The 20674-nt window shown below is 72.3% G+C and carries 18 protein-coding genes; 7 read left to right on the forward strand and 11 right to left on the reverse strand.

Features of this window, described 5'->3' with window-relative positions; translation table 11 throughout:
• Nucleotides 1-125: 125 nt before the first annotated feature.
• The gene (gene ilvA / locus AB0A94_RS27565; RefSeq protein ID WP_361748581.1) at nucleotides 126-1355 is read right to left on the reverse strand and encodes a threonine ammonia-lyase; all 1230 of its coding nucleotides are present in this window, start codon (nucleotides 1353-1355) and stop codon (nucleotides 126-128) included.
• A 174-nt stretch (nucleotides 1356-1529) separates the two neighbouring features.
• On the opposite strand from ilvA, the gene AB0A94_RS27570 reads away from it, so the two are divergent.
• The 3 genes from AB0A94_RS27570 (at nucleotide 1530) to AB0A94_RS27580 (ending at nucleotide 3012) form a co-directional block, all read left to right on the forward strand.
• Nucleotides 1530-2018, forward strand: a complete 489-nt coding sequence (locus tag AB0A94_RS27570) for a MarR family transcriptional regulator (protein ID WP_361748582.1) — start codon at nucleotides 1530-1532, stop codon at nucleotides 2016-2018.
• A gap of 245 nt (nucleotides 2019-2263) precedes the next feature.
• A complete protein-coding gene (locus tag AB0A94_RS27575; protein WP_361748583.1) occupies nucleotides 2264-2767 on the forward strand; it encodes a sigma factor-like helix-turn-helix DNA-binding protein in 504 nt (167 codons plus the stop codon).
• Entirely contained in the window at nucleotides 2764-3012 is a 249-nt protein-coding gene (locus AB0A94_RS27580) for a hypothetical protein (RefSeq protein WP_361748584.1), read from the forward strand. Before AB0A94_RS27575 ends, AB0A94_RS27580 begins: the two co-directional genes overlap by 4 nt.
• A 3-nt stretch (nucleotides 3013-3015) precedes the next feature.
• Here the strand turns inward: AB0A94_RS27580 and AB0A94_RS27585 are convergent, their stop codons facing one another.
• Nucleotides 3016-4173, reverse strand: a complete 1158-nt coding sequence (locus AB0A94_RS27585; protein WP_361748585.1) for a cystathionine gamma-synthase — start codon at nucleotides 4171-4173, stop codon at nucleotides 3016-3018.
• A 177-nt stretch (nucleotides 4174-4350) separates the two neighbouring features.
• On the opposite strand from AB0A94_RS27585, the gene AB0A94_RS27590 reads away from it, so the two are divergent.
• Nucleotides 4351-5469, forward strand: a complete 1119-nt coding sequence (locus AB0A94_RS27590; protein ID WP_361748586.1) for a hypothetical protein — start codon at nucleotides 4351-4353, stop codon at nucleotides 5467-5469.
• A 98-nt stretch (nucleotides 5470-5567) separates the two neighbouring features.
• Here the strand turns inward: AB0A94_RS27590 and AB0A94_RS27595 are convergent, their stop codons facing one another.
• Entirely contained in the window at nucleotides 5568-6611 is a 1044-nt protein-coding gene (locus AB0A94_RS27595; RefSeq protein WP_361748587.1) for an NAD(P)-dependent alcohol dehydrogenase, read from the reverse strand.
• A 173-nt stretch (nucleotides 6612-6784) separates the two neighbouring features.
• Here AB0A94_RS27595 and AB0A94_RS27600 point away from each other — a divergent pair, with 173 nt between their 5' ends.
• Entirely contained in the window at nucleotides 6785-7702 is a 918-nt protein-coding gene (locus AB0A94_RS27600) for a helix-turn-helix transcriptional regulator (RefSeq protein WP_361748588.1), read from the forward strand.
• A gap of 151 nt (nucleotides 7703-7853) precedes the next feature.
• Here AB0A94_RS27600 and AB0A94_RS27605 read toward each other — a convergent pair whose 3' ends face one another.
• The 5 genes from AB0A94_RS27605 to AB0A94_RS27625 all read right to left on the reverse strand — a co-directional run bounded on the left by AB0A94_RS27605 (nucleotide 7854) and on the right by AB0A94_RS27625 (nucleotide 15630).
• Nucleotides 7854-11111, reverse strand: coding sequence for a S8 family serine peptidase (locus AB0A94_RS27605; protein WP_361748611.1), 3258 nt, complete (start codon nucleotides 11109-11111; stop codon nucleotides 7854-7856).
• Nucleotides 11112-11401: 290 nt separating this feature from the next.
• The gene (locus tag AB0A94_RS27610; RefSeq protein WP_361748589.1) at nucleotides 11402-12085 is read right to left on the reverse strand and encodes an ABC transporter ATP-binding protein; all 684 of its coding nucleotides are present in this window, start codon (nucleotides 12083-12085) and stop codon (nucleotides 11402-11404) included.
• Nucleotides 12086-12162: 77 nt separating this feature from the next.
• Nucleotides 12163-13629 (reverse strand): ABC transporter permease, encoded by a 1467-nt coding sequence (locus tag AB0A94_RS27615; protein WP_361748590.1) that lies wholly within the window; start codon nucleotides 13627-13629, stop codon nucleotides 12163-12165.
• A 150-nt stretch (nucleotides 13630-13779) separates the two neighbouring features.
• Nucleotides 13780-15030: an Ig-like domain-containing protein gene (locus AB0A94_RS27620; RefSeq protein WP_361748591.1), complete on the reverse strand. Its 1251-nt coding sequence runs from the start codon at nucleotides 15028-15030 to the stop codon at nucleotides 13780-13782.
• Between the two features lie 240 nt (nucleotides 15031-15270).
• Nucleotides 15271-15630 (reverse strand): hypothetical protein, encoded by a 360-nt coding sequence (locus AB0A94_RS27625; RefSeq protein WP_361748592.1) that lies wholly within the window; start codon nucleotides 15628-15630, stop codon nucleotides 15271-15273.
• A gap of 109 nt (nucleotides 15631-15739) precedes the next feature.
• Between AB0A94_RS27625 and AB0A94_RS27630 the strand changes: the two genes are divergently transcribed.
• Nucleotides 15740-16054: a hypothetical protein gene (locus tag AB0A94_RS27630; protein WP_361748593.1), complete on the forward strand. Its 315-nt coding sequence runs from the start codon at nucleotides 15740-15742 to the stop codon at nucleotides 16052-16054.
• A gap of 69 nt (nucleotides 16055-16123) precedes the next feature.
• Here AB0A94_RS27630 and hutH read toward each other — a convergent pair whose 3' ends face one another.
• From hutH to AB0A94_RS27645, 3 genes are all read right to left on the reverse strand, one after another.
• The gene (gene hutH, locus AB0A94_RS27635; protein ID WP_361748612.1) at nucleotides 16124-17662 is read right to left on the reverse strand and encodes a histidine ammonia-lyase; all 1539 of its coding nucleotides are present in this window, start codon (nucleotides 17660-17662) and stop codon (nucleotides 16124-16126) included.
• Nucleotides 17663-17744: 82 nt separating this feature from the next.
• Complete coding sequence (locus AB0A94_RS27640; protein WP_361748594.1) at nucleotides 17745-18893, reverse strand: GGDEF domain-containing protein; 1149 nt, start codon at nucleotides 18891-18893, stop codon at nucleotides 17745-17747.
• A 67-nt stretch (nucleotides 18894-18960) separates the two neighbouring features.
• Complete coding sequence (locus AB0A94_RS27645; RefSeq protein WP_361748595.1) at nucleotides 18961-19761, reverse strand: enoyl-CoA hydratase-related protein; 801 nt, start codon at nucleotides 19759-19761, stop codon at nucleotides 18961-18963.
• 217 nt (nucleotides 19762-19978) lie between these two features.
• On the opposite strand from AB0A94_RS27645, the gene AB0A94_RS27650 reads away from it, so the two are divergent.
• The gene (locus AB0A94_RS27650; protein WP_361748596.1) at nucleotides 19979-20584 is read left to right on the forward strand and encodes a hypothetical protein; all 606 of its coding nucleotides are present in this window, start codon (nucleotides 19979-19981) and stop codon (nucleotides 20582-20584) included.
• The last annotated feature ends 90 nt before the right edge of the window (nucleotides 20585-20674 follow it).

Raw genomic sequence — 20674 nt, forward strand, 5'->3', positions numbered from 1 at the left:
CTGAGGTTTTCGCCGGGCGCGGGCGGCGGGACGGGCGACGGCACCCGGTGGCGAGGGATACACCATAACGCGATGTATCGCGTTTCACAATGGACTCACCCAGAGGGGTGACGCCGCGCCGGGCGTCAGTCCATGACCGTGTAACCCGCCTCGCGCAGGGCCCGTTCGACCTCCGCGCAGTGCTCCGGGCCCTTGGTCTCCAGGTGCAGCTCGACCTCCGCCTCCGTGAGCCCGAGCCGGGGGTCGGTCCGTACGTGGCTCACGTCGAGGACGTTGGCGTCGGCCACCGACAACGCCCCCAGAAGCGACGCGAGCGCGCCCGGCCGGTCCGTCAGGCGCAGCCGTACGGCCAGGTAGCGGCCCTGCGCGGCCATGCCGTGCCGCAGCACCCGCTCCATCAGCACCGGGTCCACGTTGCCGCCGGACAGCACCGCCACGACCGGCCCCTCGAAGGCGCCGGGCCGGCTCAGCAGCGCCGCGACCGGGCTCGCCCCGGCCGGCTCGACGACCAGCTTGGCCCGCTCCAGGCACAGCAGCAGCGCGGCCGACAGCTCGTCCTCGGTGACCGTGCACACCTCGTCCACCAGCTCGCCGACGATCCCGAACGGCACGTCACCGGGCCGTCCCACCTTGATCCCGTCGGCCATCGTCGCCGGGTCGCGCACCGACACCGGACGCCCGGCCGCCAGCGAGGGCGGGTACGCCGCCGCGCCCTCCGCCTGCACGCCGACGATCCGCACGTCGGGCCGCAGCGCCTTCACCGCGACCGCGATCCCGGCGGCCAGCCCGCCCCCGCCGACCCCGACGACGATCGTGCGCACCTCGGGGCACTGGTCCAGGATCTCCAGGCCCACCGTGCCCTGGCCCGCGATGACGTCCGGGTGGTCGAAGGGGTGGATGAACACGGCGCCCGTCTCGCGCGCGTACTCCGTCGCCGCGGCCAGCGTCTCGTCGACCACCTGGCCCTGCAGGCGCACCTCGGCGCCGTACTCCCGGGTCGCGCTGATCTTCGGCAGCGGGGCGCCCTTCGGCATGAACACCGTGGACCGCACCCCGAGCAGCGAGGACGCCAGCGCGACACCCTGCGCGTGGTTGCCGGCGCTCGCCGCGACGACACCGGCGGCCCGCTCCTCGGGCAGCAGCCCGGCGATCCGGACGTACGCGCCGCGCAGCTTGAACGACCCCGTCCGCTGCAGGTTCTCGCACTTCAGGTGCACCGGCGCGCCCACCCGCCGGGACAGGTGCCTGCTGCCCTCCAGCGCGGTCGTCCGTACCACGCCCGAGAGCATCTTCCGGGCACCGCGCACGTCGTCGAGGGTGACGGTCCGCAGGTGTTCGGCCGTGCTGTAGCTCATGGCTCCAGGATCGCAGTTCGCCGCCGGCGGCGGCCGGTGTGACCAACCCGCGGACTCGGCTTTGCGCAGCGCCGGTACGGGCCGTCGTCCGGCCGCGTACCCTGTCCCCCAATTAGCAGCCCTCCACGAAGTGAGCCCCCGGCCATGCCCACACCACCTGATATGTCGATGGACATGAGGACGGACCTGACGGCCGTCGGTGACACCGGTCTTCTCGACACGCTGCAGCACGAGGTGGCGTTGTTCGCCCGCCGTGCCGAACAGACGCGTCTGGGCGGGGTCGGCCAGGTGCGCAACTCGATGGACCGCGCCGCGTACCTGCTGCTCAACCGCCTCGACAAGGAAGGCCCGATGGGCGTCAAGGCGCTCGCCTCGAGCATGGGCATCGACTCCTCGACGGTCACCCGGCAGGTCGCCCCGCTCGTGGACACCGGCCTGGTCAAACGGACCTCGCACCCCGAGGACGGGCGCGCGGTCGTGCTCCAGCTGTCCCCGCGCGGGCAGTCGCGCCTGGAGGAAGTGCGCTCCTCCCGCCGCCAGTTGATGGCCGAGCTGACCCAGGACTGGGACGCGGAGGAGCGTGAGGCGTTCTGCACGCTCCTGACGCGCTTCAACGGCGCGCTGTCGGCTCGGATGTCCACCTCTGACCGGGTGGACTCCTGATCTCTGGGGGCTGCGCCCCAGACCCCCTTCGGCCTGAACGGCCTCGTCCTCAAACGCCGGACGGGCTGACTTCCAGCCCCTCCGGCGGTTTGAGGAGCGAGGTCCGGGGCGGAGCGCCGGGTCGGGACGGGAAGGGGCGGCGGGGGCGAAAAACCGGAGCGTCACGCGCGCACGTCCCTTGACCGAGGGGTACACCCTGCCCTGATATGAGAACCGAGGGCTCCCACCGGCGACGGGAGGCACGGTTGCACCCACGGCACACGTCCCAGGACGACCTCCGCGCCCGCGAGTTCGAGGCGTACGTAGCGGGCGCCGGCACCCGGCTGCTGCACACCGCGACCCTGCTCACCGCCGAGGCCCCGGACGACAACCCGCACGCGCGACGCCTGCTGACCCTGGCGCTGGCCCGCACGTACGCGGCCTGGCACCGGCTGCGCGGCGGGGACCCCTACGCCCACACCCGCCGGTACCTGGCGACCCGCTTCGCGAACGACGCCTGGCACCGCCGCGGCGGACTGCTCCCCTCCCGTGCCCGCCCGGCGGGCCCGCTGGCCCGGCTCTCCCCGCAGGAACGCCTGATTCTGGTACTGCGGCTGTACGAGGGGATCGCCGAGGAACAGACGGCGGCCCTGCTCGGCCTGTCCGCGGAGCGCGTGCGGACCGTCTTCCACCGCGCGATGGCCGCCGTACTGCGCCCGCCCCCGGGGCCGGCCCCCGCGGCGGGCGGCGTCGAGGCGGTGCCGTCGTGACCCGGATGAGGCGTGAGGCGACCGTGCGGCGGATGCTGGAGCAGTCGCCGCCGCCCGTGCCGCCCGGGCTGCACGCGGAGGCGGCGCGCCGCGGGGCCCGCATCCTGCGCCGCAGGACGCTCGCCCGCCGCGTGATGTGGCTGCTGTTGCTGGCGGGGAGCGTGGCGTTCGTGGTGTGGGCGCTGACGGCCCGCCCCTGGGTGGAGCCGCCGCCGGAGACGACTCCACCGCTCATGGGCTGGTGACCGTCAGCGTCCGAGCGCCTGCTGGAGGTCTTCGAGCAGGTCCTCGACGTTCTCGATGCCCACGGAGAGGCGCACCAGGTCGGCGGGGACCTCGAGCGCGGAACCGGCCGCGGACGCGTGCGTCATCCGCCCGGGGTGCTCGATCAGCGACTCGACGCCGCCCAGGGACTCGCCGAGCGTGAACACCCTGGCCCGGTTGCAGACCTCGACGGCCGCCTCCTCGCCGCCCTCCACGCGGAAGGAGATCATGCCGCCGAAGGCGCGCATCTGCTTGGCGGCGACCTCGTGGCCGGGGTGGTCGGGCAGCCCCGGGTACAGGACGCTCGTCACGCGCGCGTGGCGGGTGAGCATGTCGGCGATCTTCGTGGCGTTCTCGCTGTGCCGGTCCATGCGGACCGAGAGCGTCTTGGTGCCGCGCAGCACCAGCCAGGAGTCGAAGGGGCCGGCGACCGCGCCCATCGCGTTCTGGTGGAAGGCGAGCTCCTCGCCCAGGTCCGCGTCGCCGGTGATCAGGGCGCCGCCGACGACGTCGGAGTGGCCGCCCATGTACTTGGTCAGGGAGTGCACGACGACGTCCGCGCCGAGTGCGAGCGGCTGCTGGAGGTAGGGCGTGGCGAAGGTGTTGTCGACGACGAGCCGGGCGCCCGCGTCCCGGGCGACCTGGGCCACGGCGGCGATGTCGGTGATGCCGAGCAGCGGGTTGGAGGGGGTCTCCACCCAGACGGCCTTGGTCTTCGGGGTGAGGGCGGCCCGTACCGCGGCCGGGTCGGAGGTGTCGGCCACCGACCACTCCACGCCCCACCGTGCGACGACCTTGGCGAAGAGCCGGAACGTGCCGCCGTAGGCGTCGTTCGGGATCACCACGTGGTCGCCGGGGCCGAGCAGCGTACGCAACAGGCAGTCCTCGGCCGCCAGTCCGGACGCGAACGCGAGGCCGCGGCGGCCGCCCTCCAGGGCGGCGAGGTTCTCCTCCAGCGCGGTCCTGGTCGGATTGGCGCTGCGGCTGTACTCGTAGCCGCCGCGCAGGCCGCCGACGCCGTCCTGCTTGTAGGTGGACACCTGGTAGATCGGCGGGACGACCGCGCCCGTCAGGGGGTCGGCGGTGTTGCCCGCGTGGATCGCGAGCGTCTCGAAGTGCTGACTGATGTGCCTGTCGCTCATGGGCACCGAGGGTAGTGCGCGCACGGTGCGGATGACGGACGCGGAGGGGCGGCACGGACGGAGCGGGTGGACGGAACGGGTGGACGGAACGGGTGGAGCGGGCGGACGCCGGGAGTTTTCCACAGGGTCCGGCACCGGGTTGGCCAATTGTCGGCGTGGTCTGGTTCGCTTGGTGGCATGGAGATTCTCTGGGTCCTGATCGCGCTCGTCATGCTCGGCTTCGTGGTGGTGCCGTATCTGCGGCGCGGGCGCGGGGCGATCACGCAGGTCCCCGCCGGCCACCCGGACGCGGCGGACCCGGCGAACTACGGCTTCGCCCGCGAGGAGGAGCTGGACATCCGCATGCCCGGCCCCGACCAGGACCTGCTGGACGTCCTGGACCTGGTGCAGCGCACCCAGGACTACCGCGCGGCGCAGCAGTTGCTGGCCGGCACGGACGCGAAGGGCGAGCTGCGCTGGCAGCGCGTCCAGGCGTTCGCGGGCGCGGCCTCGCTGGAACTGCAGCAGCGGCCCGGCGGGGTGGGCGAGGCGCCGGGCGGGCAGTGGCTGCGGGTGTGGCGGACCGAGATGCCCAAGGACGCGGGCGGCGCCGCGGTGCACGCCGAGTTCCTGGTGCAGCAGGCGTGGCGTACGGCGGCGCCCGGGACGGACGAGTTCCGGATCATCATGGAGGAGGCGAAGGCGGCGTGCGGCGAGGCCGCGCTGCTGGCTCCCGGTGACCCGGTCCCGTACATCGTGGAGCTGTCGGTGGCCCGCGGACTCGGTTACCCGCAGCAGGACTTCGAGCAGCTCTGGCTGAAGATCCTGGACCGCGCCCCGGCCCACATGGGGGCGCACCTGGCCGCGCTGCACTACTGGTGCGAGAAGTGGCACGGCTCGCGGCAGCAGGCGTTCGCGTTCGCGGAGGCCGCGGCGGCGCGGGCGCCCCAGGGCTCCCTCCTCGCCGCCATGCCGCTCTTCGCGGTCTTCGAGCACCTGCCCGAGGTGAACCTGGTCGCCGGTTTCTACCGGAGCGAGACCGTCACCAAGGCGGTCCACGGCGCGCTGCACGCGGTGCACTCGGCCCGCCCCGACGACCCGATGTCGGCGCACGTGCGGCACCTGCTGGTCTTCTTCCTGGTCCGCGGCGAGCGCTGGGCGGAGGCCATGAGCCAGCTCATACACATCGACGGCCACGTGGGCGCCCTCCCCTGGACCCTCTCCCCGGACCCGGCCGCCGAGTTCGCCGTCTACCGCGCCCTGGCGGTGGCCGGCTACGAGGCGAACGGCGGCAGCCCGGCGACACTCCCGCACTGAGCGACGCACCGCGGCGGGGCCCCGGCCGGAGTCGGCGGGGCCCCGCAGGTCCGGTGACCGGTGTCCCCGCCGCCGGTGACCAGGGGAGGCGCCGGGCGTCAGATCGTCGCCGTGTCGATCACGAAGCGGTAGCGGACGTCGCTGTTCAGGACGCGCTCGTACGCCTCGTTGATCTCGGCCGCGCCGATCAGCTCGATCTCCGCGCCGATGCCGTGCGCGGCGCAGAAGTCCAGCATCTCCTGGGTCTCGGCGATGCCGCCGATCATCGAACCGGCGAGGGTCTTGCCGCCCCCGAGCAGCGAGAAGAGGTTGAGGGCGACCGGCTCCTCGGGAGCGCCCACGTTCGCCAGCGTGCCCTCCGTCTTCAGCAGGGACAGGTAGGCGCCGAAGTCCAGCGGGGCCGACACCGTCGACACGATCAGGTCGAAGGTGCCCCGCAGCTCCTCGAAGGTCTTCGGGTCGCTGGTGGCGTGGTAGTGGTCGGCGCCCAGCTTGAGGCCGTCGTCCTTCTTGCGCAGGGACTGCGACAGCACCGTCACCTCGGCGCCCAGCGCGTGCGCGATCTTGACGCCCATGTGGCCGAGGCCGCCCATGCCGAGGACCGCGACCTTCTTGCCGGGGCCGGCGCCCCAGCGCTTCAGCGGGGAGTACAGGGTGATGCCGGCGCAGAGCAGGGGCGCGGCGACGTCGAGGGCCAGCCCGTCGGGGATGCGGACGACGTAGTTCTCGTCGACGACGATCTTCTCCGAGTAGCCGCCGTGGGTGGGCTCGCCGTTCTTGTCCAGGGCGTTGTACGTGCCGACCATGCCGCTGCCGGTGCAGTACTGCTCCCGTCCGGCCTTGCAGTTCTCGCACTCCCGGCAGGAGTCGACCATGCAGCCGACGCCCACGCGGTCACCCACCTGGTACCGGGTGACGCCGGAGCCGACCTCGGACACCACGCCGGCGATCTCGTGGCCGGGGACCATCGGGAAGATCGCCTCGCCCCAGCCCTCACGGACCTGGTGGATGTCGGAATGGCAGATGCCGGCGAACTTGATGTCGATCAGGACGTCGTGCTCGCCGACCGCGCGCCGCTCGACGGTCGTCCGCTCCAGCGGAGCCTTGGCGGCGGGTGCGGCGTATGCGGCAACAGTGGTCATGCCGGGGTTCTCCTCGTGAGGTCGTGCGCCCGGCTGTCTCCTGTCCGGCCGGGCACGGTCCCCAGCCTGCGACAACGGCCCGGACTCACCCAGACCACGGTTCTGCCTACGTTGGCCGTGCGTACCACTGGCGGGGACAGGATGGCGTGCGTACGACCGGGAATACTGGAGACATGGACGAGCAGCACACCCACCCGGCCGGCCCCGCGAGCGGCGGCCTCGACCCACGGGCGGAACTCAGCGAGTTTCTGCGCACCCGGCGGGCCCGGCTGAAGCCGGAGGACGTGGGACTGCCGGACTTCGGACGGCACCGCCGGGTGCCGGGACTGCGCCGCGAGGAGCTGGCCCAGCTCGCCGGGGTGTCCGTGGCGTACTACACGCGCCTGGAGCAGGGCAACGGGCGGAACGTGTCGGCGGAGGTGCTGGACTCGATCGCGCGCGCCCTGCGCCTCACCGACGCCGAGCGGTCCCACCTCACGCACCTGGCGAAGCCGAAGCGGCAGCGGCGGAAGCCGGTGGCCCGGACGCAGCAGGCCCGTCCCGCGCTGCGGCACCTGCTGGAGTCGATGGACGCGGTCCCGGCGTACGTCGTGGGCCGGCGCTCGGAGATCCTCGCCTGGAACCGGATGGCGGCGGCGGTCTTCGGGGACTGGGACCGGCTCCCGGCGCAGGAGCGGAACTGGGCGCGGCTGGTGTTCCTGAACCCGGACCACCGGGAGCTGTTCGTGGAGTGGGAGCAGAAGGCGTACGACATGGTCGCCTACCTCCGCATGGACGCGGGCCTCCATCCGGACGACCCGCAGCTGTCCTCGCTGGTGGGCGAGCTGTCCGTCAAGAGCGAGGAGTTCCGCAGGCTGTGGGCGGCGCACGACGTCAAGGAGAAGAGCCACGGCGTCAAGCACGTCCGGCATCCGCTGGTCGGTGAGCTGACGCTGCTGTGGGAGTCGTTCCGCCCGGCCGGCGACGACACCGGACAGTCGCTGGTCACGTACTTCGCGGAACCGGGTTCGCCGTCGGCGGAGGCCCTGAAGCTGCTGTGCAGCTGGGGCGCGGACGCGAGGCGGGCCGGAGCGGGGACCACGGCTCCCTGAGGCGGACGGCCCTCGGCTCCCTGAGCCGGACGATCCACGGCTCCCTGAGCCCGGACGGCCCACGGCTCTCGACGCCCGGGTCCTCCCGCGTCCGGACGAAACGGGACGGCCCGCCGGAAGCGGTGCTTCCGGCGGGCCGTCCGTTCACGGACTACTTGCCGTAGTACGCGTTGTAGATCGAGATCGTCGACTTGTTGCCCTTCTTGTCGGCGATCTTGGCGTGGAAGGAGACGGCCTTCCCCTTCGACGGGTTCTTGAAGGTGATCTTCCCCTTCGTGACCGTGGTCTTCTTCCAGGTCTTGCCGTAGTCGTAGGACACGTACACCGACAGGGACTTGAGGTTCTTGCCCTTGGCGGCGCCCTCGACGGTGACCGGGACGGTGACCTTCTTGCCGGCCGTCACCTTGCTGTCCAGTCCGGTGGCCGCCTGGAAGCGGACCGTGGAGGCGGGCAGCTGCTTGAGGTCGGCGGTCTTCTTGGAGCGGAAGGTCCAGCTCGCGTCGATCCGCGTGGAGGCGGCGGCGACCTTGGCGCTGCGCTTGACCGAGGTGGTCAGCTTGTAGGAGGCGTCCGCGGACGGGACCTTGAACTCCTTCTCGCCGAACAGCGGGTCGTCGTGCGAACCGACCTTCTTGCCGTTGCGGTAGAGGCTGGTGGTGACCGACGTGAACACCGAGGAGCCGGCGTGGCCCTTGCCGTCGGCGAACAGCGGGACCAGCCCGGAGATGCTGTTGCCGTCACGGAAGATGCCGTAGTCGGAGGTGAGGCGCGGCCCGAAGACGGCCGTGTTCACGGTCTCCTTGTACGTCTTGCCGCCCTTGTAGCCCTTCTCGTACCCGATGACGTAGCCGGCATCCCAGATCGGCCAGCCCTCGGCGTCGACACCGCCCTGCTGCTCGAAGTCGAGGTCCCACTTCACCCCGGACACGGTGGACAGGTGCAGCGTGCGGGTGCCGGGCAGGTTCTGCGCCTGGCCGAACGAGGAGGCGCCGCCGCTCTCGGGCAACGTGCCGAAGGCGCTGACGACGCCCTTCTTGCCGCTCGCCGCGGCGCCCATGCCGACCTTCACCGTGGCGAACTCGCCGGCCTTGTAGTTCCGGGTGTAACCGGTGGCGAGGTTCTTGACCTTGGCGCCGGTGACGGCGCTGTACTGCTCCTTGGCGCCCTTGCTGAAGTGGGCGTCCCACTGCTGGTACAGCGAGCCGTCGGTGACCTGCGGGCCGAGGTGGGCGGAGCGGAAGTTGTCGTACGAGTCCAGCCACCAGCCGAAGCCGTAGGCCGAGTTCTTCGTCTCGACGGTGTAGTCGGCGGAGGCGAATCCCGCCTTGACCGCCTTGTCCGGCACGGTGATCTTCACCGGCTTGGCCTTGCGGGCGTCCAGCGTGATCGTCGTGTCCTTGGTGACGTTCAGCTTCGGCTGGGCGAGCCAGTCGGCGCCCTCGTACTTCTCCGGGTCGGAACCCACGAGGATGCCGGTGTCCAGGACGTAACCGCCCTTGGGCACGCGGACGGTGACGGTGCCGTCGGCCTCGTAGGGCTGGTGCCACCGGCCGGCGCCCAGGCCGGAGATGCCGGCGAGGTTGGCGACGTAGTTGGCGGCCGGCTTGCCCGCGCGGTCGAGGAACTTCAGCGTCACGTCGTACGACTCGACCTCGCGCTGCACCGCGGCCGCCGTGCGCACGGTCTGCCCGTCGCCCGTCGCGACCACGTACGCGGAGTAGGCGCCGTCGAGGGTGCCGCCGAGCCGGGTGTCGACCGTGAGGTCCACGGAGGCCTTGCCGCCCGCGGGGACCGTGACCGTCGTGGCGCCCAGGGTGAAGAAGCCGGCCGGGGCCGCCTTGCCCTGGGGGTTCGTGGCGGTCGACGTCAGCTTCAGGGTGACGTCCTGGGTGCCGAGGTTGCGGTAGGTGAGCTGCTTGGTCACCGGCGTGTCGTCGGTGTGCGGCCACTGCTGGACGCCGAAGCTCAGCGACACCGGGTCGGCGATCACGGTCTGCTGGATCGCCTTGTCGACCTGGACGCGGCCCGAACCCTGCTCGAACGGCGTGTACTTGCCGCCCTTGGTGGAGCCGGTGAGCGCGCCCTTCAGCTCCGCGTAGGTCCACTCCGGGTGCTGCTGCTTGAGGATCGCCGCCGCGCCCGCGACGTGCGGGGTCGCCATCGACGTACCGGAGATGGTCATGTAGCCGGCCGGCTTCTCGCCGACCTCCTTGGCGATGTCGTTGCCCTTCGCCGAGGCCGCCGTGATGTCCACGCCGGGCGCGGTGACGTCCGGCTTGATGGCGCCGTCGCCGAGGCGGGGGCCGGTGGAGGAGAAGTCGGCGAGCTGGTCCTTGTCGTCGACGGCACCGACGGTGAGGGCGGCGTCCGCGCTGCCGGGCGAACCGATCGACTGCGGGCCCTCGTTGCCGGCCGCGATGGCGAACAGGACGCCCTTCTCGGCGGACAGCTTGTTGACCGCCGCCTCCAGCGGGTCGACCTCGGCGGTGTCCATGCCGCCCAGGCTCATGTTGACGACGTCGGCGCCCTGTGCGGCCGCCCACTCCATGCCGGCGAGGATGCCGGAGTCGTCACCGAAGCCGGAGTCGTCGAGGACCTTGCCGTTGAGGATCTTCGCGCCGGGCGCGACGCCCTTGTACTTGCCCTTGGACTGGGCGCCCGTGCCGGCCGCGATGGAGGCGACGTGGGTGCCGTGGCCGACCTTGTCGCCGGCGGTGGCCGCGGAGGTGAAGTTCTTGGACTCGGTCACCTGGCCCTTGAGGTCCGGGTGGGCGGCGTCGACGCCGGTGTCGAGGACGGCGATCTTCACGCCCTTGCCGTCGTAGCCGGCCGCCCATGCCTTCGGGGTGCCGATCTGCGCCACCGACGTGTCGAGGGAGGCCTTGCGGACCCCGTCGAGCCAGACGTGGGCGATGCCGGAGGCGGTCCTGTCACCGTTGGTGACGGCGTCCCACAGCTCGGGCGTCTCCTCGTGCGGGGTCTGCACCGCGTCCGCGTTCAGGGACTTCAGGGTCCGGCGGACCGTGCCCGCGTCACGGACGTCGGCCTTGGCGGCCTGGGCGGCGCCCTGGTAGCCGACGATGACCTTCAGGCCCCGCTTCTGGGAGCCGCGGGTCGTGGCCTTGTTCAGCTCGGTGACGTCGAACAGCCGCTGGTCCAGCTTGCCGCTCGCGATCAGCCGGGCGGCGTCGGCCGGCAGCACCAGGGTGTGGCCGCCGGTGCGGCGGACCTGCACGGGTATGTGCTCCCGGCCCTCGGCCCGCTCCAGGCCGACCACGCGGCCCTTGGCGTCCACCGCGACCCGGTCACCCGTGATCAGCGTGATCCGGTGCTTGGCCTTCGGCGAGGACGCCTCCGTCGCGGAGGTGGCGGTCGTGCGCTCCCCGTTCGCCGACGCCGGGCCGGCCATGCCCGCCGCGAGCGCCACGGCGGTCGCCGTGGCGATCGTGGCCGCGCACGCTCTCTTCACTTGTCTGCGCAAGGTTCCCCCTAGCGAAGTCGCCGGGCGAACTCGACGTCACCCGGCCGGGGGTGGTCTCGTACGCATGCGCGCACCCCCCGGAACACGCAGTATGCCGAGGGGTGATCAAGCGACTCAAGGGGCGCCGGAAAGGGTGCCGAAGTCGACGGGAGGCTGTAACACCGCCGCCGACACTCTGTTACACAACCGCGCGGTTGACGCCTTTTCCGGTCGTCCGGTCAGGCTTTCGCGTTCTCCTTCACCGTGATCCGTCCCTTGCGGATCGTCGCCAGGCGCGGGGCCGCCTTCGCGATGGCCGAGTCATGAGTGACCATGACGAAGGTCAGCCCCAGCTCCTTCCACATGCGGATGAGCACGTCCATGATCTCGTCGCGCATCGACTCGTCGAGGTTTCCGGTGGGTTCGTCGGCGAGCAGCACCTTCGGCTCCTTCACCAGCGCCCGCGCGATGGCCACGCGCTGCTGCTGGCCGCCGGACATCTCGCCGGGCAGGTGTCCGAGCCGCTCGCCCAGACCGACCGACGCCAGCGCCTCGGCGGCCTTCTCCCGGCGCTCCTTGGCCTTCACGCCGAGCGGGACGAGCGCGGTCTCGACGTTCTCCTGCGCGGTGAGCGTGGGGATCAGGTTGAACGACTGGAAGACGAAGCCGATGTTCTCGCTGCGGACCCGGGTGAGCCGGGCCTCGGGCAGCCTGGCCAGGTCGGTGCCGTCCAGGACGATCTCGCCGGAGGTGGGCCGGTCGAGTCCGCCGAGCATCTGCAGCAGCGTGGACTTGCCGCCGCCGGTGGGGCCCTGGATGACGAGCCGGTCGCCGTCGGGGATGGTCAGGTCGACTCCGTCGAGGGCGTGGACGGTCTCCTTGCCGCGCGTGTAGCGCCGGGTGACGCCTCTGAGTTCGTACATGGGGCTGCTCCTGGATCGCGTACGAGGGTGGGGCCCGTCCGCTGCGGGCGGGCCCCGGGGCAGGTGCCGGGCGGGTGCTACTCGACGCGGCGGAACGCGGCGGCCGGCCGCAGCCGGGAGGCGCGCCAGCCGCCGAAGGCGCCGGCGACGAGGCCGCCGGCCACGGCGAGGCCGACCGCGAGGGCGACGGTGGTGAGGCTGACGGGCGCGGTGAGCGCGATGTCGAGGGTCTTGGCGGCGGTCTGCCGCCCGGGGCCGCCCATGCCGCCGCCACCGGGTCCGCCCATGCCGCCGGCGCCACCGGTGCCGCCGCCGAGCTGGGCCTGCAGGGTGGGGCTGACGGCGGTGACGGCGTAGGCGCCCGCCAGGCCGAGCGCGATGCCGAGGGCGCCGCCGATCAGGCCCTGGACCATGGACTCGCCGACCACCTGCCGGGTCACCCGGCCGGACTTCCAGCCCAGCGCCTTGAGGGTGCCGAACTCGCGCACCCGGCGGGAGACCGCCGAGGAGGTGAGCAGACCGGCGACCAGGAACGCGGCCACCAGGACCACGACCGACAGCCACTTGCCGACGCCGGCGGCGAGCGAGGAGGCGGTGGACAGGGAGCCGGAGACGGTGTCGGCGAGGTCGGCGGAGGTCGTGACGGTCGTACCGGAGATGTTCTTCTGGATCCCGGACTTGACGCTGTCGATCTGCTGGGAGTCGGTCGCCTGGACGTAGATCGTGGTGACCTTGTCCTCGGCGTCGGCGAGGGTCTGCGCCTGCTTCAGCGGCAGGTAGAGGTTGGCCGCGGCGTCCCCGCTGGTGGCGGTGGCGATGCCGACGACCTTGTACTCGGTGCCCTTGACGGTGACGGTGTCACCGGTCTCGAGCTTCTTCTCCTTGGCGTAGGCGGAGTCGGCGACGGCGACCTTCGCGTCGGTCTCGGTCGGCTCGAAGGTGCGTCCGTCGGTGATCTCGGAGGAGGTCAGCGGGCCGAGGGCGGGCTCGGTGACGTCGGTGCCGTAGACGGTGTAGCTGTTGACGTCGAAGCTGGCGCCGCCGCCCTCGACCCGGCCCTGCGGGGAGGACTGGCCGGCACCGGGACCGCCGCCCTGGCCGCCCTCGGCGCCCTGGCCGTCCTGCTGGAACTGACCCCGGGTGAACTCGCCGCTCACCTTCATCACTTGGAGGCTCAGTCCGCCCACCGCGCCGGCGACGCCGTCCTGTTCGCCGACCTTGTCCACGGTGGAGCTCGCCAGGGTCTGGAAGCCCTGCACCATGACGCGGTCGCTGCTCTGCTCCTCGCCGGAGTCGTCGTCCTGGGCGTCGAACCGGAACCGGGGGCGCTCGCCGGCCGTCTGGGACTCGGCGGCCTTGGTGACCGTCATGTCCGTGCCGAGCCCGTAGAGGGACTGCAGGACCTTCTCCTGCGCCTTGCTCATGCCGGAGGACACGGAGTTGACCACGACGACCAGGGCGATGCCCAGGGCGAGGCCGGAGGCGACGACGAGGGCCGCCTTTCTGCGGCGGCGCAGCTCGCGCCTCAGGTAGGTGAAGAACATGGCGGCAAGCTAGGGACGGTGGGTGATGAAGCGATAAGCGCCCCATAAGAGCCCCATGAGAAGAAGACCGATGCCGCCGCCCGCTCCCCGAAGGGGCGGGCGGCGGCATCGGTCAGGTGGTGGGATGGGGTGCCGCGTGCGCGGCCGGCGTCAGACCGCCGAGCCCGCCTTCCACTGCTCCCAGTCCATGTTCCAGCCGTTGAGGCCGTTGTCCGGGGCGATGGTCTTGTCGCCGGTGTTCTGGACGACGACCACGTCGCCGATGATCGAGTTGTCGTAGAACCAGGCGCCCGGCGTGCTCGGGTCGTTCGCGCCCTTGGTGTCGGACAGGCCCACGCAGCCGTGGCTGGTGTTGACGCTGCCGAAGATGGACTTGGCGCCCCAGTAGTTGCCGTGGATGAAGGTGCCGGAGGTGCTCAGGCGCATGGCGTGCGGCACGTCCTTGATGTCGTACTCGCCCTTGCCGTCGTCGTCGGTGAAGCCGACCGTCGCGCCGTTCATCCGGGTCTCCTTGAACTTCTCGGAGATCACCATCTGGCCCTCGTAGGTCTTGTTCTCGGGCGCCCCGGCGGAGATCGGGATGGTGCGGACGGTCTTGCCGTCCTGCGTGACCTTCATCTGCTTGGTCTTGGCGTCGACGTACGTCACCTGGTTGCGGCCGATCTTGAAGGTGACCGTCTTCTGCTGGACGCCGACGACGCCCTCGGCGCCCTCGACACCGTCGAGCGCCAGCTTCAGCGTGACGGTGGAGTTCTCCTGCCAGTACTCGTCGGGCCGGCAGTCCATGCGGTTGGCGTTGAACCAGTGGCAGACGACCTCCTGGCCGCTGCTGCTGGTGACGGTGACGCCCTTCTGCACCTCGGCCTTGTTGGTGATCGCCTTGTCGAAGTTGATCGACACCGGCATGCCGACGCCGACGGTGGTGCCGTCGTCCGGGGTGAAGGTGCCGATGAAGCTGTTGTCCGGGGCGACCGTGGTGAACGAGGCGTTCTCGTGGGCGGCGAGGCCCGCGGCGTCCTCGGCGGTGGCCGACAGCTTGTAGGTGGTGGCCCGCTCCAGCTGGGCGCTGGGCTTCCAGCTCTTTTTGTCGGCGGATATCTCACCGGCGACGGCGGTGCCGTCGGCGGTGGTCATCTTCACCTCGGTGAGCGTGCCCTTGGCCACGGTCACGGTGGCGGAGTTGTTGATGGAGGCGTTGTTGGAGCCGTCCTTCGGCGTGATCTTGATCTGCGCCTCGGAGGACTTCTTGGCCGCCGCCTCGTCGACCTGGGCCTGCGAGTCGCCCTTGCCGCCGTCGCTCGAGGCGCTGCTGTCACCACCGGAACACGCCGAGAGCACCAGCACTCCGCCGAGCAGAGCGGACGCGGCCGCCAGACCCCTGCGCCGCTTACCGTCCGTCATCACACGCTTCTCCATCGTTGCCGAATCCCAACCCCACGAGTCCCCGGCGCGAAGCCGAAGGACCTCGTCCACAACCTTCAACGCTACGACCGGGTGCTCCCGTTCCCCACGGCCCGCGGGTGTGGGGCTCGCCACGTCCGCCGGGGCGGACGGTGAGGGCGCCGGTCGGTGCGCCGTCGCTTGAGACGTCATCACCCGGGCGGCGGTTGCCGCCCGGGGTCACGATTTCCCCAAAACGCCTCAGCCTTCCCTGCCCGCCCCTTCTTCCTCACCGCCGTGGGGCTCGCCGTCATCGTCCTCGTCGAGGTCCCACTCCGGTGAGTCGGGGTCGTAGTCGATCTCCTCGCCGCTCCAGGAGGCCTGCAGCAGTTCCACGCCCGGTACCTCGTCGATCAGGGCGAACGGATCGACGAGCTGGGCGAGGGCCTCCGCGGTGTCCTCCGTCACGGCGCTCTCGGCGTGTACCCGTTCCTCGTCCGGCATATCGCCGTCGTCCGCGATCCTGCGCAACGCGGCCCCGGTCACCGCCTCCTCGTCGTCGATCTCGAGGACGAGTTCCACGCGAAGTCGCACAAACCGTGATGTCTCTGGGGTGCTCATGCCCGGAGCGTACGGCCTCGGGCCCCCGCGGCTTTCCCGTGACCCGCGCTGTTCACTAACATCGCCCCACACGGCCAATTCGCCAGCACCACAAGGGGATCGATATTCCGTGTCATCCGCGCTCCGTCCGTTGCTGACCGCCACCGCCGCGGGCACCCTGCTGTGCGCCCTGTGGTTCGTCCCGTCCGCGAACGCGACCTCGAACACACCGGTCGCGGACACGGTCCCGGCAAGTCCGTCGCCGCAGGTCACGCAGCAGGCGAGAGTCGTGTCGACGTCCGTCGACGGCATGGGTGGGGACGTCCGCCTCGCGGACACCGGCAGCTTCGACAGCACCCCGTACATCGTCGGCGGCACGGCCTGCCTCACCCTCGGCGCCGGTTTCGTCGTCTACTCGGTCCGCCGGGAGCACCTCGGTCTGTAGACGCGCGCGCACGGGTCCGTGGACGCGCGCACCGGGGCCCGGCGGAACGGCCGCCGGACCCCGGCCGGTTCAGCCCAGCGGTCCGGTGACCGTCTCCACGGCCGCCACCAGCCGCCCGTCCCGCACGAACGCGTCCGCCGCGGCGAGGTCGGGGGCGAGGTGACGGTCGGGCCCGGGACCGCCCACGCCCGCCGCCCGTACGGCCTCGACGACCGCCCGTGTGGCCGGTGCCGGGGTCAGCCCCTCGCGCAGTTCCACGGCCCGGGTGGCGGCGTACAGCTCGACGGCGACGACCCGGGTGAGGTTGTCGACGGCCGTCCGCAGTTTGCGCGCCGCCGACCAGCCCATGGAGACGTGGTCCTCCTGCATCGCGGAGGACGGGATCGAGTCCGCCGACGCCGGTACGGCGAGCCGCTTCAACTCGCTGACCAGGGCGGCCTGCGTGTACTGGGCGATCATCAGCCCGGAGTCCACGCCGGGGTCGTCGGCGAGGAAGGGCGGCAGCCCGTGGCTGCGGTTCTTGTCCAGCAGCCGGTCGGTGCGGCGCTCGGCGATGGAGGCGAGGTCGGCGACGGCGATGGCGAGGAAGTCCAGCACGTAGGCGACCGGCGCCCCGTGGAAGTTGCCGTTGGACTCCACCCGCCCGTCGGGCAGCACGACCGGATTGTCGACGGCTGAGGCGAGTTCGCGCTCGGCGACCAGCCGGGCGTGCGCCAGGGTGTCCCGTCCGGCGCCGGCGACCTGCGGGGCGCAGCGCACCGAGTAGGCGTCCTGGACGCGGGGCGCGTCGTCCTGGTGATGCCCCGTCAGTCCCGAACCCTTCAGCACGGCCAGCATGTTGGCGGCGCTCGCGGCCTGACCAGGGTGCGGGCGGATGGCGTGCAGGTCGGGGGCGAGCACCTTGTCGGTGCCGAGCAGCGCCTCCAGGGTCAGGGCGGCCGTGACGTCGGCGGACTTGTACAGGACGTCGAGGTCGGCGAGGGCCATGACCAGCATGCCGAGCATGCCGTCGGTGCCGTTGAGGAGGGCGAGCCCCTCCTTCTCGCGCAGTTCGACGGGCCGGATGCCGTGCTCGGCGAGCAGTTCACCGGCCGGCCGCACGCTGCCGTCGGGGCCCTCCGCCTCCCCCTCGCCCATCAGCGTGAGGGCGCAGTGGGACAGCGGGGCGAGGTCGCCGGAGCAGCCCAGGGAGCCGTACTCGTGCACGACCGGGGTGATCCCGGCGTTCAGCACGTCGGCCATCGTCCGCGCGACCTCGGGCCGGACGCCGGTGCGCCCGGAGCAGACGGTCTTCAGCCGCAGGAACATCAGGGCGCGGACGACCTCCCGCTCCACGCGGGGCCCCATGCCGGCGGCGTGCGAGCGGACGATGTTGCGCTGGAGTTGGGCACGGAGTTCCGGGCCGATGTGCCGGGTCGCCAGGGCGCCGAATCCGGTGCTCACCCCGTACACGGGGTCCGGCTTCGCGGCCAGGGCGTCCACGATCTCGCGGGACGCGGCGAGGGCGGCCACCGCCTCCGCGGACAGTTCGACGCGGGCACCGCCGCGCACCACGGCGAGCACGTCGGACGCGGTCACGCCGGATGTCCCCACCACCACAGTGTGCATATCCATATTCAGGAGCGTACGCAGTGAATTCAATAATGTCACCACCGGTTCGGCACCTCACCCCTTACCGAGGGGTCACGCGCTACGGCGAATGCCGCCCCCGGAACCGGCGCCGCTCCCCGTCTGCCGCCCGTGACGGCTCGTCCGCGAGCCGTACGACGGGATCGCCGGGCCCCTCCCGCCCGGCCACGACGGGATGCGCGGCGCGCTCGGCCTTGGCCCGGTACTGCGCCGCGTCGGCCAGCCGGAACAACCGCCGGGCGGAGTGCACCGGCCCGACGGGATCCCCGGTGGACGCCACACCGCAGGCGACACCGTCCCCGATGCCCAGCTCCACGGCCCGTCGGCACACCTCGTCGGCCGCCTTGACGACCTCGTCGGCCGGCGGCCCCACGACCAGCAGGCAGAACTCGTCCCCGCCGAGCCGCGCCGCCAGGGCCCCCGGCAGCATGGCCCCGCACAGCGACAGCACGGTCCCGAACCGCTCCAGCAGCCGGTCGCCCACGGCGTGCCCCAGCGTGTCGTTGACCCGCTTCAGCCCGTTCAGGTCGCACACCACGAGGCTGACGACGGCCCCGTCGCGCCGGTGCCGCTCGACGGCCTCGTCGAGCCGCGCGTCCACGGCACGCCGGTTGGCCAGCCCGGTCAGCGAGTCCGTGTACGCCAGCCGCCGGACCTCCTCCAGCTGCTCGGTCTGCGCGAGCCCGGCGGCCACGACGGCGGCCAGCACCGTCGCGAAGTCGGCGTCGTCCCGCCCGAAGACGGGCGCACCGGCCGGCCGGGCCACATACAGCTCGCCCCAGGCCCGCCCGTGCAGCACGACCGGCGCGACCACGCAGCACCCGCGCCCCCGCCGCCTGAGCGCGGCCACCCGCTGGTGGCGGTACCCGGCGCGCCCCGCCGAGGGCCCCTCGGCGGTCTCCACCCACGCGTCGGGCTCACCACCCCCCGCCCACCGCTCGTGCAGGAACTCGGTGATCTCGGCGAACTGGTGCACCGGATAGGACTCGTCCTCCGGGAACTCCTCCTCTCCCTCGGCCAGCTCGCCGACGTTCACCAGCACCCGCAGCCGCCCGAGCTCCCGCTCCCACACCGACAGGGCGGCGAAGCTCCCGCCCAGCGCCCGGCAGGCCCCGCCGGCCGCGGCCCGCCAGGCGTCCCGCGAACCGTGCGCGGCGGCCATGCCCTGGGCCAGCGCCACCACGGCCGCCAGCCGGCTCTCCTCACCCATCTCTCCAGACTAGGAAGATTCAGGACGGACCGGGACATCGGGAGAAGCGAACGGGCCCGGCGGCCCCCTACTCCCCGGGCCACTCCGGCCTGCGCTTCTCGTTGAAGGCGGCGACCCCCTCCGCCCGGTCCCCCGAGAACGCCACCGACCGCCAGGCGGCGTCCTCGACCTCCAGCCCGGCGGACAGGTCCAGCCCGTGCCCGAGCCGCAGCGCCCGCTTGGCCGCCCGCAGCCCCACCGGCGAGTTCCCGGCGATCCGGGACGCCATGGCGAGGGCCTCCTCCCGGTCCCGGCCCTCCTCCACCAGCTCGTCGACGAGCCCCAGCTCCCGGGCCTCGGCGGCCTCCACCCGCCGCGCCGTGAAGATCAGCTCGGCGGCCCGCGCCGCCCCCACCCGCCGGGGCAGCAACTGCGTACCGCCCCCGCCCGGGATCACCCCGACCGACACCTCGGGCAGCCCCACGACGGCCGTGCGGTCGGCGACGATCACGTCGCACGACAGGGCCAGCTCGAACCCGCCGCCGAGCGCGAACCCGTGCACCGCCGCCACCGTCGGCACGGGCAGCTCGAGCACCCCGGTGTACGCCCCGCGCGCCACGGGCCGCTGACGCACCAGATCGGCGTCGCTGAAGGAATTGCGCTCCTTCAGATCGGCCCCCACGCAGAACGCCCGCTCGTGCGAGGAGCTCAGCACCACCGCCCGTACGCTCCGGTCCTCCCCCAGCGCCGCGCAGGCACCGGCGATGGAGCGGGCCATCCCGGTCGACACGGCGTTCATGGCCTTGGGCCGGTCGAGGACGAGCTCCGCGACATGCCCCCGCTCGTGCCGGCGCACCAGCACGAACTCCCCGAACCGTTCCTCACTCATCGACACCCTCCGGTTAACGCGGGTTAACTTCCACTCGTCCCGATCATCGCAGCCCACGCCCACCGGGGAAAAGGGCGCACGCCCGGTTCCCTCGTCACCCCCCGCCCACCCGTTCGAGTGACATCACCCCGACTTCCCGGCCCGGCCCTTCACGGAAGCGCATAGCGTGCGCACACCGCGGCGCGTCGGGGGCGCGCACGCAGGGGAGGGGATCACGATGACACCGACCGCACCGATCGAGGAGCCACCGGCGGGCACCTCCCGCTTCCGGGGCCGCCACCGCAAGCCCCGCCCCCGCAAGGCCCTGCTGGCCGCGGGAAGCCTGGCCGTGGCCGCGAGCGCTGTGACCCTGGTCCGCCTGGCCACCACCCAGGGCGACGGCACGGACATCGGCGCGGAGACGGGCCCGCGCCCCGTCCTCCACACGGACACCGGCACACCCACCGGTTCCTCCACCGGTTCCCCCACGACGAGCGAGGCCACCGGGCCCGCCCCCGAGGCGAGCCCGTCCTCCCCCACGGCCCTGGGCGGCAAGGACCGGGCCCCGCTCACCGCACCCGGCCCGTCGTCCCCGGCCCGGCCCCCGACGGCCGTCCCGGCCACGGCGAGCACCCCGGCCGCCCGGCCCCCGGCCACCCGGCACCGGCCGCCCGCACCCCCGTCACCGAGCACCCCGGGAACACCCCCACCGACACCCGGGGACCCGGCACCGGAACAGCCGGACGGACCGGACCCCGGCCACGGCCCCGACCCCGGCGGCCTGTGCGTACCGATCATCGGTCTCTGCGTGGGCGGCGGCCCGGACCTCGGCGACCGGGACTAGGACGGAACAGCCAGGAGGAACAGGAGCAACAGGAGTAAAACGAGACGGCCGGGACCGGGACGAGACGGCCGAAAGCAGACCGAGGCGGCC

Origin of the sequence: Streptomyces sp. NPDC044984, from assembly GCF_040646935.1 — a bacterium.
Classification (GTDB): domain Bacteria; phylum Actinomycetota; class Actinomycetes; order Streptomycetales; family Streptomycetaceae; genus Streptomyces.